Annotated in this window: 10 protein-coding genes; 7 read left to right on the plus strand and 3 right to left on the minus strand. The window is 65.8% G+C overall.

The annotated features are described in order from the left end of the window. Nucleotides 1-3: 3 nt before the first annotated feature. From A6A05_RS06955 to A6A05_RS06965, 3 genes are all read left to right on the plus strand, one after another. Nucleotides 4-1038: an XdhC family protein gene (locus A6A05_RS06955; protein WP_068498800.1), complete on the plus strand. Its 1035-nt coding sequence runs from the start codon at nucleotides 4-6 to the stop codon at nucleotides 1036-1038. After that, entirely contained in the window at nucleotides 1035-1610 is a 576-nt protein-coding gene (locus tag A6A05_RS06960; RefSeq protein WP_068498802.1) for a nucleotidyltransferase family protein, read from the plus strand. The genes A6A05_RS06955 and A6A05_RS06960 overlap by 4 nt, the downstream gene beginning before the upstream one ends. 83 nt (nucleotides 1611-1693) lie before the next feature. Next, entirely contained in the window at nucleotides 1694-3208 is a 1515-nt protein-coding gene (locus tag A6A05_RS06965; protein ID WP_068498805.1) for a DUF2235 domain-containing protein, read from the plus strand. A gap of 12 nt (nucleotides 3209-3220) precedes the next feature. Here the strand turns inward: A6A05_RS06965 and A6A05_RS06970 are convergent, their stop codons facing one another. Further along, on the minus strand, nucleotides 3221-3853 hold the full coding sequence (locus A6A05_RS06970; protein ID WP_068498807.1) for an MlaC/ttg2D family ABC transporter substrate-binding protein: 633 nt from the start codon (nucleotides 3851-3853) through the stop codon (nucleotides 3221-3223). A 4-nt stretch (nucleotides 3854-3857) separates the two neighbouring features. Beyond that, nucleotides 3858-4637: an MlaA family lipoprotein gene (locus A6A05_RS06975; RefSeq protein WP_082910765.1), complete on the minus strand. Its 780-nt coding sequence runs from the start codon at nucleotides 4635-4637 to the stop codon at nucleotides 3858-3860. A 270-nt stretch (nucleotides 4638-4907) separates the two neighbouring features. Here A6A05_RS06975 and A6A05_RS06980 point away from each other — a divergent pair, with 270 nt between their 5' ends. The 4 genes from A6A05_RS06980 (at nucleotide 4908) to metH (ending at nucleotide 10740) form a co-directional block, all read left to right on the plus strand. Beyond that, nucleotides 4908-5834, plus strand: coding sequence for an ArsR/SmtB family transcription factor (locus A6A05_RS06980; RefSeq protein WP_068498808.1), 927 nt, complete (start codon nucleotides 4908-4910; stop codon nucleotides 5832-5834). Between the two features lie 53 nt (nucleotides 5835-5887). Continuing rightward, nucleotides 5888-6772 (plus strand): methylenetetrahydrofolate reductase, encoded by an 885-nt coding sequence (metF, locus tag A6A05_RS06985; protein WP_068498810.1) that lies wholly within the window; start codon nucleotides 5888-5890, stop codon nucleotides 6770-6772. Nucleotides 6773-6835: 63 nt separating this feature from the next. Further along, nucleotides 6836-7228 (plus strand): endonuclease domain-containing protein, encoded by a 393-nt coding sequence (locus A6A05_RS06990; protein WP_068498814.1) that lies wholly within the window; start codon nucleotides 6836-6838, stop codon nucleotides 7226-7228. 17 nt (nucleotides 7229-7245) lie between these two features. Beyond that, a complete protein-coding gene (gene metH, locus A6A05_RS06995; RefSeq protein ID WP_068498816.1) occupies nucleotides 7246-10740 on the plus strand; it encodes a methionine synthase in 3495 nt (1164 codons plus the stop codon). Here the strand turns inward: metH and A6A05_RS07000 are convergent. Further along, nucleotides 10730-11059: a HigA family addiction module antitoxin gene (locus tag A6A05_RS07000; RefSeq protein WP_068498818.1), complete on the minus strand. Its 330-nt coding sequence runs from the start codon at nucleotides 11057-11059 to the stop codon at nucleotides 10730-10732. The genes metH and A6A05_RS07000 overlap by 11 nt on opposite strands. Nucleotides 11060-11347 lie beyond the last annotated feature (288 nt).

Below are 11347 nucleotides of genomic sequence, written 5' to 3' on the forward strand. Positions count from 1 at the left end.
ATCATGTCGCTGACCGCCATCGGGCACGCCCCTTCCGATGACCAACAGGTGCTGGACGCGGCGGCCGGCTGGCTGGCCGACGGCAACCCGGTGGTGCTGGCGGTGGTGGTCTCGACCTGGGGCTCGGCGCCGCGCGGTGTCGGGTCTTACATGGCGGTGCGCGAGGACGGGCTGTTTGCCGGCTCGGTCTCGGGCGGCTGCATCGAGGCCGCCGTGGTCGAGGCCGCGCAAGACCTGTGCCGGCCGATCCAGGTGATGGATTTCGCCATCGACGACGATACCGCGCGGCGCGCCGGCCTGCCGTGCGGCGGCAATGTGGTGGTGGCGCTGATCAGGCCTGATTCCGTCTTGCTGGCCCGTCTGGCCCAGCGCACCGCCCAGCGCCAGCCGGCAGCCCTGGTGATCGACCTCGCCAGCGGCCAGCAGACCCTGGTCGACCCCGTCGGCAATCACGGGCATCTGGCACTGTCGCCCGAGGTGATGGCCGATATCGGCCAGCGTTTGGCGAGTGGCCAGTCGGGCTGCCCGAGCGAGGGACTGTTCGCCCGCATCCACGAACCGGCCACCGTGCTGGTGGTGGTCGGCGCCGTCCACGTCACCCAGTCGCTGGTGGCCATGGCCGAACTGGTCGGCTTCAAGGTGGTGGTGGTCGATCCGCGCCGCTCGTTCGCGACGCCGGAACGCTTCCCCGGCGCCACCTTGATCAGTCGTCAGCCGGAAGAGGCGCTGCCCGAGCTGATCCTCGATTCCCGCACCGCCATCGTCACCCTGGCCCATGTCGCCGCCCTGGACGATGCCACCCTGATCCGCGGCCTGGATTCGGACGCCTTCTATGTCGGCGCGCTGGGCAGTCGCCGCACCCACGCCAAGCGTCTGCAACGCCTGGCCGGGCTGGGGGTGGGCGCGGAAGCGCTGGCCCGCATCCATGCCCCCGTCGGCCTGGATATCGGCGCGGCCAATCCGGCAGAAATCGCCGTCTCGGTCCTGGCCCAGATCATCGCCGCCCGACGGGGCAAGCCGTCGCAGCGGACGTCATGAAGACCGCCGCCCTGGTCCTGGCCGCCGGTCTGGGCACCCGCATGGGCGGCGGCAAGATGATGGTGGAATGGAACGGCCGGCCGTTGCCGGTCTGGCCGGTGATGGCGGCAATCGAGGCCGGTTGCGATCCGGTGGTGGCGGTGGTCGGCCCGGAAAGCGGCGATCTGGATTCGGCCCTGCTGTCGGCCGGAGCCAGGGTGATGGTCAATCCCCGTCCCGGCGACGGCCAGGCCTCGTCGCTGGTGTGTGGGCTGGCGGCTGTCGGTGGGGCCGATCGATTGTTCGTGTTGCTGGGCGACATGCCGCTGGTCGCGCCGCACCATTTGCGCGCACTGATGGCCGCCTTGGACAATGCCTGCGGCCCCACCATCGCCGCGCCGGTGTTCAATGGGCGGCGCGGCAATCCGGTCTTGTTCGACAAAAGCCATTTCACCGCTCTGGCGGCGTTGTCCGGCGACCAGGGCGCGCGCGCCCTGATCGGCGGCCCCCATACCATCCTGGTCGAGATGACCGATCGAGCGGTGTTGGCCGACATCGATACTCCCGAAGACCTGGCGGCCCTTGGCGGCTAGGCGCTTCCATTGCGGGTTGTAATGGGATACGCTGGCCCTCTAAACGCGCATTGACTGTTTGTCATGCGCTGGGGGAGGGTGCTATGGGCAAGAATATCGTCATCTGTTGCGATGGAACCTGGAACACTCCCGACCAGCGGGTCGATGGCGTGCCGGTGCCGACCAACGTGGTCCGCCTGTTCAATGCCCTGGCGCCGGCCGACAAGAATGGCGTCGCCCAGCACAAATATTACCATCCCGGCGTCGGCACCGACGGCACCTGGTGGGAAAAGGCCATGGGCGGTGGGGCCGGGGCCGGGTTGGACCGCAACGTCCAAAGCGCCTATCGCGAATTGTGCGATCATTATCGGCCCGGCGATTCCATCTTCCTGTTCGGCTTCAGCCGCGGCGCCTATACGGTGCGCAGCCTGTCTGGCCTGATCAATCGCTGCGGCCTGCTGGATACGTCCGGCCTGGCCGACGACGTGGCCTGGCGGCGCGTGCAACACCTGTTCGACACCGGCTATCGCAAGGGCGGCACCATGGACACCGCCGGATGGCAGTTCCACGGCCCCGGCGGCAGCCAGCCCGCCAAGGCCGACATTCCCATCCGCTTCCTGGGGGTGTGGGACACCGTCGGCGCCCTGGGCATTCCCGACGACATGGCCTTCCTGAATCTGCTGGATCGGCTGAAGGACTACACCTTCCACGACACCGCGCTCAATCCCCACATCGAGGTCGCCCGCCACGCCATCGCTCTGGACGAGATGCGGGCCACCTTCCAGCCGACCCGCTGGGTCGCGGCGCCGAAGCAGGACGCCACGGAGATGTGGTTCCCCGGCGTGCACAGCGATGTGGGCGGATCGTACCGCGAGGCCGGACTGGCCAACGGCGCCCTGTTGTGGATGATCGAAGAGGCGGAAATGTGCGGCCTGGAATTTGCCCCGCCGATGCGCGCGCAGATCACCGCCAGCCACCTGGACGTCATCCATGATTCCTGCGACGGCGTGTTCAAGCTGCTGGGCACCCAGCCGCGCGCGGTCCCTCGCCTTGAACCGACCAATTCGGTCCTGCACCCATCGACGCTGGACCGCCTGGTGGTCCCGCCGATCGAGCAGGCCCCCTATCGGGTGCAGCACGATCTCAAGCCGGGCGATGCACTGACCTTTGCGATCTATGCCCGCGAGCCGTGGAACGAGACCGGAATCTGGCTGGAAAAAGGCCGCAAATACACCTTCGCGGCCGAGGGGCAGTGGCTGGACGCCAAGGTCACCGCCGGGCCGGCCGGGACCAATGACGGCAAGTTCCAACTGGGCGAGATCGCCCATGTCGCCGGCAGCCTGTGGGGACTGGCGGAAGAGGCCTTCAAGTCGATGACCGGCAATCCCAGCGCCGATTTCCGCGGCACCCGCCGCCACGAAACCTCGCCGTGGTTCTGTCTGATGGGGGCCATCGCCAATGGCAGCCAGCCCGGCACCCCGGTCCAGCACGAGACCTTCGAGATCGGCGCGGGCTGCACCTATATGCCGAAGGAATCAGGCTATTTCTACGCCTACGCCAACGATGCCTGGGGATTCTACGACAACAACCGCGGATCGGTGCGCCTGACGGTGAGATAAGCGGCGTGCCGCTCAGTTGGTCTTGGATTCGGCCTGAAGCTGGGTGATCTTCTTGCGCATCGCGGCCAGAAGGCCATCGACGGTGCCGCCATTGGCCTGGATCACCGAGGAATATTCAGCGCGGTGGGTCTGGGCCATCGAGGCACCTTCGACCTTGATGTCCAGCACACGGTAGATGGCGCCGGCCTTGCGCACGCGCCAGCCGACCATGATCGGGTCAAGCTTCTCGCGCTTGATGCGCGATTCGACCTGAAGGTCGCCGGTCGTCCCCGGTTCGATGGCCAGGATTTCCAGCTTCTCGCCGGAATAGTCCTTGAAACGGCGCGCCCAGGTCAGGACCTGGATTTCCTCGAACAAACGCACGAATTCGGTGCGCTGCTCGTCGGTGGTGGTGGGGGCCGACCAATGGCGGGCCAGGACCAGCTTGCCGATCTCGGGCAGGTCGAAATTATCGATGAACAGGGTGCGGAAGCGCTTGGCGCGCTCGTCATCCGACAGGCCCTTCGCCGCCACGGTGGTCATGGCGGTGTCGGCCAGCTTGGTGATGAAGTCTCCGGCCGCCGGGTCGGCGAAAGCCGAGGCCGGCGACGACACCAGGGCGAAAGTGCTGACGATTGCGGCCAGAAGGTGACGACGGCTCAGCATCGGATCAACGCTTCTCTCGGGACGGCGTGGTCTTCAAATCGACGGTGCCGTTCTTGACCTCGGTGGCGCGAATTTGGCGGTACATCGATCGCAGCGACGCGTAATAATCCAGCGAACCACGCTCGATCTCGTCCAGCTTGTCGAGATAACGCTCGCGCTTGTCCACGCCGTACATGCCGGCACGGGTCCAGATCGCCCAATCCTGGCCGACATGGTCCAAATGCAGGTTCAGCGGATCGACCAGCCATTCGGCGGCCAGGCCGACGGTGTCGCGCGGGTTGCTCGGGCCAAGGATCGGCAGCACCAGATAGGGGCCTTCGCCGATGCCCCAGACCGCGAAGGTCTGGCCGAAATCCTCGTCATGGAAGGGCAGGCCGCCGGGGGCGGCGACGTCGAACAGGCCGGCGGCCCCGAAACCGGTGTTGAAGGCGAAGCGCATCGCCGTCTGCATGGCGCGGTCGGGCTGGCCCTGCAACAGGTCGTTGGCCAGGATGATCGGGCTTCTGAGATTGTTCAGGAAATCGCGGACGCGGTCGCGGCCGAAGGCCGGCACGACATGGCGGTAACCCTGGGCGACCGGCTTCAGCAGCGCCTTGTCGACAACCTGGTTGAATTCGAAGATCGCACGGTTCATCGGCTCGAGCGGGTCGTTCAACTGCTCGAACTCGGCCACGGCCTCCTTGTCGTCGGCGGGCGGCGGCGCGGCGCAGCCGGCCACCAGGGCCAGCGAAACCAGAGAAACGGCGATACGGGAGAGCGCGGCGCGAGGAATGAAGGTTGGCATGTCGATTCTTCGGATACCTAGATTGACCTTCTTGTTTTACGAACTCGTGCACGAATGCACAAGCAGGCGAACGCCGTCGAATGGTTCCCGGCGCAATTGAGGTAACACGTTCCCAACCCGAACGCCAGGGGGGATGAGTCGATTCCGGGCAGGCCCTCGCCACACCGATGCATTTTGGCAACAGCCGTGTCGGGTCTTAGCTGCATTTCCGCTTCTATTCCGCATAAAGATATGTTTATATCTTTCTGACGATAGGGTCGGAGGTGTCGGGTGGAACGTGTCCTGTCAGGTTTGCGCGCTGCGGCCGAGCCCACCAGGCTGCGGCTGCTGTCGTTGCTGGCCCAGGGCGACCTGACCGTCAGCGAACTGACCCACATCCTTGGCCAAAGCCAGCCCCGGGTCAGCCGACACCTGAAGCTGATGTGCGATTCCGGCCTGCTGGACCGCTTCCCCGAAGGCGCTTGGGTGTTCTACCGGCTGGCCGCCACCGGAACCGGCGCCGACCTGGCCCGCTCGCTGCTGCCGATGTTGCCGGCGGGCGACACCACCCTGGCGCTGGATCGTCAACGGCTGGATCAGGTGCGCGCCGCGCGGGCGGCCCGGGCCCAGACCTATTTCACCGAGAACGCCTCGCGCTGGGACCAGATCCGCTCGCTGCAGGTCGACGATGCCCAGGTCGAGCAGGCATTGGTCGCCACCATGGCCGGGCGCCGGATCGCCGATCTGGTCGATATGGGCACCGGCACCGGCCGCATCCTGGAAGTGCTGGCCCCCCACATCCAGCGCGGCGTCGGCATCGATCTGTCGCGCGAGATGCTGGCGGTGGCGCGCGCCAATCTGGAACGGGCCGGCTGCCGCCATTGCATGGTCCGCCAGGGCGACATCACCCAATTGCCGCTGGCCGATTCCTCGGCCGACGCGGTGACCATCCATCAGGTGCTGCATTACGCCGCCGAGCCGGCCCGCGTGGTGGCGGAAGCCGCCCGGGTGCTGAAGCCCGGCGGCCTGCTGGTTCTGGTCGATCTGGCCCCGCACGCGTTGGAATTGCTGCGCGACCAGCATGCCCATCGCCGCCTGGGCTTTTCCGATGCCGAGGTGGACGGCTGGCTGAGTGCGGCCGGCCTTCGGTCCGACGGCCAGACCCGCCTGGCGGGCGACCCATTGACCGTGGTCCTGTGGCGGGCCATCAAGTCGTGAAATCCCGGCAAGTCGTGAAACCCCGGCAAGTCGTGAAACAAGGAGCATAACCGGTGAACTCACCCCTTCCCATCGCTGTCGCCTCGGCCCAGCCGGTCAAGGTTTCCTTCGAATTCTTCCCGCCCAAGACCGAGAAGATGCAGGAAACCCTGTGGGAATGCGTCAAGCGCCTGGAGCCCTTGGCGCCGGCCTTCGTCTCGGTGACCTATGGCGCCGGCGGCACCACGCGGGAACGCACCCACGACACCGTGGTCCGCATCGCCCGCGAGACCAGCCTGAAGCCGGCCGCCCACCTGACCTGCGTCGGTCATGTGCAGGGCGAGGTCGACGACATCGCCCGGCGCTATTGGGATGAAGGCATCCGCCACATCGTCGCCTTGCGCGGCGACGCGCCGGAAGGGTCGGGGGCCTATGTGCCGACGCCCGGCGGCTATGGCTATGCCGTCGATCTGGTCCGCGGCCTGAAGCGCATCGCCGATTTCGAGATTTCGGTGGCGGCCTATCCCGAGATGCATCCCGACGCGCCGTCGGCCGCCTTCGATCTCGACAATCTGAAGGCCAAGGTCGATGCCGGCGCCACCCGGGCGATCTCGCAATATTTCTTCGACCCGGCGGTGTTCCTGCGTTTCCGCGAGCGTGCCGTCGCCGCCGGCATCACCGTGCCGATCGTGCCGGGCATCCTGCCGGTGACCAATTTCGCCCAGGTGCAGAAATTCTCGGCCGCCTGCGGTGCCTCGGTGCCGGGCTGGATGGCCACCTTGTTCGAAGGCCTGGATAACGACCCGGAAACCCGGCGCCTGGTCGCCGCCACCGTCGCCGCCGAACAATGCCGGGCGCTGGCCGCCGACGGCGTTTCGGACTTCCATTTCTACACCCTGAACCGCGCCGACCTGGCTTATGCGATCTCGCATATCCTGGGCGTTCGGCCGCGGGGCTGACCAAAGGCTCTCCCTCGCCCGCTCGCGGGAGAGGGAGCGGGGAGGGAGAGGGCCGGAGGCACAGTGAAGCCGCGTGGAAACATCCTTCTGGCCCGCCGGCTACGCACCGACGGCACCGACGTCGAAAGACTGATGTGGCGCCATCTGCGCGCCAAGCGGTTCGAGGGCCGGAAATGGCGGCGCCAGCATCCGATCGGCCCCTATGTGGTGGATTTCGTGTGTCTGCAGGCGGCCCTGGTCGTCGAACTGGATGGCGGGCAGCATGGTTTCGAGGCCCAGGCGGCGGCCGACGCCGAGCGGACGGTCTTTCTCGAGGGCCTGGGTTATCAGGTTCTTCGATTTTGGAATAACGACGTGAATGACAACATCGAGGGTGTCTTGCTGACCATCGCCGAGGCGATCCGGCAAAGGCCCTCTCCCCCGGCCCCTCTCCCGCACGCGGGCGAGGGGAGGTGACGAGCAAGGAACCGACCATGACCAATATTCTCGACCATCTGTCCGACCGCGTCTTGTTGTGCGACGGCGGCACCGGCGCCCTGGTGCAGGCGATGAACCTGTCGGTGGACAAGGATTTCCTGGGGCTGGAAAACTGCACCGAGATCCTGGTGAAGTCCCGCCCAGACGTCATTCGCGGCATCCACGCCAGGTATTTCGAGGCCGGCGCCGACATGGTCGAGGCCGACACTTTCGGTGCCAGCCCGGTGACGCTGGCCGAGTTCGGCATCGCCGACCAGGCCTTCGACCTCAACAAGACCGCCATCGAGCTGGCCTGGGAAGCGGCCGAGCAATTCAAGGCCGACGGCCGCGCCCGCTTCGTGCTGGGCGCCATCGGGCCGGGCACCAAGCTGCCCAGCCTGGGCCATATCGGCTATGACGAGTTGGAAGCCGCCTATGTCACCCAGGCGGCCGGCCAGATCGCAGGCCAAGTCTCGGCCTTCCTGGTCGAGACCTGCCAGGACCCGCTGCAGATCAAGGCCGCCGTCAATGGCTGCAAGATCGCCTGCGCCCAGGCCGCCAAGGACATCCCCATCCTGGTGCAGGTGACGGTGGAAACCACCGGCACGCTGCTGGTCGGCGCCGATATCGCCGCCGCCGCCACCGTGGTCCATTCGCTGGGCGTGCCCAGCATGGGCCTCAATTGCGCCGCCGGCCCGCAAGAGATGCTGGAGCACGTCAAGTGGCTGGTGGAAAACTGGCCCGGCTTCATCTCGATCCAGCCCAATGCCGGCCTGCCGGAACTGGTCGACGGTCAGACCCGCTATCCGTTGCTGCCCGACGAGTTGGCGGTGTGGCACGAGCGTTTCGTTTCCATGGGCGTCAACCTGCTGGGCGGCTGCTGCGGCACCCGGCCGGAACACATCGCCGCCACCCATGCCATGCTGAAGAAGGTCGGCAACGGCACTCGCCCCAATCCGGCCAAGCGCAGCTTCCATTGGGTGCCGTCGGTGGCGTCGCTTTATTCGCAGGTGCCGTTGCGCCAAGAAAATGCCTTCCTGGCCATCGGCGAGCGCTGCAACGCCAACGGCTCGAAGAAGTTCCGCGACCTGCAAGATGCCGAGGATTGGGACGGCATCACCGCCATGGCCCGCGAGCAGGTCAAGGAAGGCAGCCACACCCTGGACGTCTGCACCGCCTTCGTCGGCCGCAACGAGGTGTCGGACATGACCGAGGTGGTCAGCCGCCTGCGTGGCGCCGTCACCACGCCGCTGGTGGTCGATTCCACCGAGCTGCCGGTGCTGGAAGCGGCGCTGAAGCTTTACGGCGGCAAGGCCATCTTGAACTCGATCAATTTCGAGGATGGCGAGAAGGACGCCGAGAACCGGCTGATCCTGGCCAAGAAGTTCGGCGCCGCCGTGGTGGCGCTGACCATCGACGAGCAGGGCATGGCCAAGGATGCCGATGCCAAGCTTCGCATCGCCAAGCGTCTTTACGATTTCGCGGTGGTCAAGCACGGCCTGCCGGCCAGCGATCTGCTGTTCGACCCGCTGACCTTCACCATCTGCACCGGCAACGAGGACGACCGCAAACTGGGCGTCGAGACGCTGGACGCCATCGAGCGCCTGGCCAAGGAACTGCCAGAATGCGGCATCGTCCTGGGTCTTTCCAACATCTCGTTCGGCCTGAAGCCGGCCGCTCGCCAGGTGCTGAACTCGGTGTTCTGCGACCATGCGGTCCGGCGCGGCATGACCGGGGCCATCGTCCACGTCTCAAAGATCGTGCCCTTGCACACCATCGCCGCCGACGAGGTCAAGGCCGCCGAGGATCTGATCTTCGACCGCCGCGGCGTAGACGAGAAGGGGGGGGGCTACGACCCGCTGCAGGCGCTGATCGCCCTGTTCGGCGACCGCAAGGCGGCCGACAACAAGAAGGAACTGCCGGCTTCCATCGAGGAACGCCTGAAGGCCCGCATCATCGACGGCGACCGCACCGGCCTGGATGACGACCTGGCCCGCGCCCTGGCGGAAGGCTGGAAGCCGCTGGCCATCATCAACGACCTGCTGCTGGACGGCATGAAGGTGGTGGGCGAGCTGTTCGGTTCCGGCAAGATGCAGCTGCCCTTCGTGCTGCAATCGGCCGAGACCATGAAGGCCGCCGTCGCCTGGCTCGAGCCGCACATGGACAAGGCCCAAGGCAGTGCCAAGGCGACCATCGTGCTGGCCACCGTCAAGGGCGATGTCCACGACATCGGCAAGAATCTGGTCGATATCATCCTGACCAACAACGGCTACAAGGTTCACAATATCGGCATCAAGCAGCCGATCGGCGACATCATCAAGGCGGTGCGCGAGCACAAGCCCGACGCCATCGGCCTGTCGGGCCTTTTGGTCAAGTCCACCGTCATCATGAAGGACAACCTGGAAGAGCTGACCAATCAGGGCATCGACATCCCGGTCCTGCTGGGCGGCGCCGCCCTGACCCGGCGCTATGTCGAGGAGGATTGCCGGGCCGCCTATGGTGCCGGTCGGGTCGCCTATGCCCGCGATGCCTTCGACGGGCTGGATTTGATGAGCAAGGTCGCCGATGGCAGCTTCGACGCCATGGTCCAGGCCCGTGCCGATGGCCCCAAGTCCGGCAATACCAAGCGCATAGGCCAGCCCAAGCTGGAAAGCACCCTGCGCCCGGTCGATTGGGACGAGGTGGCGCTGCGCCGTGCCGAGCTGCATCGTGACGTGCCCGCGCCGCAGCCGCCCTTCTGGGGCGCCAAGGTCATCGAGAACGTGCCCTTGCAGAACCTGGTTCCGTTCCTGAACGAGACCATGCTGTACCAGTTCCACTGGGGCTATAAGAAGCAGGGCCGCACGCTGGACGAGTTCAAGGCCTGGGGCGCCAAGGAGCTGAAGCCCATCGCGCTCGACCTGCTGAAGCGCTGCGCCAAGGAAGAAATCCTGAAGGCCCAGGGCGTCTATGGGTACTGGAAGGCGGCGTCGGACGGTGATTCGGTGGTGCTGTTCCAAGAAGACGGCAAGACCGAGGCCGCCCGCTTCGCCTTCCCGCGCCAGGGCAAGGACGGTGGTCTGTGCATCGCCGACTTCTTCCGGCCGGTTTCCGACCCGGTGCGCGACGTCATCGGCCTGCAGGTGGTGACCATGGGCAAGCGCGCCACCGAAATCGCCGACCAATGGTTCAAGGCCGACAAGTACCAGGATTACCTGTACCTGCACGGCCTGTCGGTCGAGATGGCGGAAGCGATGGCGGAATATGTCCACAAGCGTATCCGCGCCGAGCTGGGCTTTGCTGCGGAAGACGCCGCCGAGATGGACAAGCTGTTGAAGCAGAACTATCGCGGTTCGCGCTTCTCGTTCGGCTATCCGGCCTGCCCGCGCATCGAGGATCAGGCGCAATTGCTGGCGCTGTTGGGTGCCGACCGCATCGGCGTGACGCTGTCGGACGAGTTCCAGCTGGAGCCCGAACAAAGCACCAGCGCCATCGTGACGGTGCACCCGCAGGCGAAGTATTTCAGCGTGTGAGGGGATCACCCCCCTCGCCGCCGGCGAGGGGGGTGATCAGGTCCAGGGTGCCAGCCAACTCGGCCCGGGCGCATTTTTCGTCGTAAGTGTCTTGCAGGCGCATCCAATAGCCTGGGCCGGTCCCGAAGGCCTGGCCCAAACGAAGCGCCATCTTGGCGGAGATGCCCCGCTCTTTGTTCAAGATGGCGGTGACCGCGTTGGGCGGCACCTGGATATGGACTGCGAACTTGCGGGCGCTCATGGACAGCGCGTCCAGTTCGTCCCTCAGGATTTCGCCGGGATGAACCGGGGGCAGGTTGTCAATGGCGGGATAAGTCATGGCGACCTCAATGATAATCGACGATCTCAACGTCCACGGCATCGCCGGGGATCATCAGCGGGTCGGCGCCGGGAGTGTCGTGGCGCGCAATACGGAGAATTGCGGAAGTATTCGTCAGATCAAAGTGGTATGAAAAATTGTGATGTCGCGCCTGTTTCTTTCGCCGCGGTAGTGATATTAGAGCGGATTTCGAACGCCATGAATCGTGGGGGATTGAACGAAACCGCTGGCGCGGTATTGGAGCCTGATGTGACGTCGAAGGCTCCCGTCTGACAGGGTTGGTTTCCC

This window comes from Magnetospirillum moscoviense (assembly GCF_001650635.1).
Classification (GTDB): domain Bacteria; phylum Pseudomonadota; class Alphaproteobacteria; order Rhodospirillales; family Magnetospirillaceae; genus Magnetospirillum; species Magnetospirillum moscoviense.

What these genes read in the sequence shown, in the direction of transcription:
- A6A05_RS06975 (WP_082910765.1), bottom strand. Translation starts at nt 4,637, where the DNA reads ATGCCAACCTTCATTCCTCGCGCCGCGCTCTCCCGTATCGCCGTTTCT.
- A6A05_RS06955 (WP_068498800.1), top strand. Translation starts at nt 4, where the DNA reads ATGTCGCTGACCGCCATCGGGCACGCCCCTTCCGATGACCAACAGGTG.
- A6A05_RS06965 (WP_068498805.1), top strand. Translation starts at nt 1,694, where the DNA reads ATGGGCAAGAATATCGTCATCTGTTGCGATGGAACCTGGAACACTCCC.
- A6A05_RS06970 (WP_068498807.1), bottom strand. Translation starts at nt 3,853, where the DNA reads ATGCTGAGCCGTCGTCACCTTCTGGCCGCAATCGTCAGCACTTTCGCC.
- A6A05_RS07000 (WP_068498818.1), bottom strand. Translation starts at nt 11,059, where the DNA reads ATGACTTATCCCGCCATTGACAACCTGCCCCCGGTTCATCCCGGCGAA.
- A6A05_RS06960 (WP_068498802.1), top strand. Translation starts at nt 1,035, where the DNA reads ATGAAGACCGCCGCCCTGGTCCTGGCCGCCGGTCTGGGCACCCGCATG.
- metH (WP_068498816.1), top strand. Translation starts at nt 7,246, where the DNA reads ATGACCAATATTCTCGACCATCTGTCCGACCGCGTCTTGTTGTGCGAC.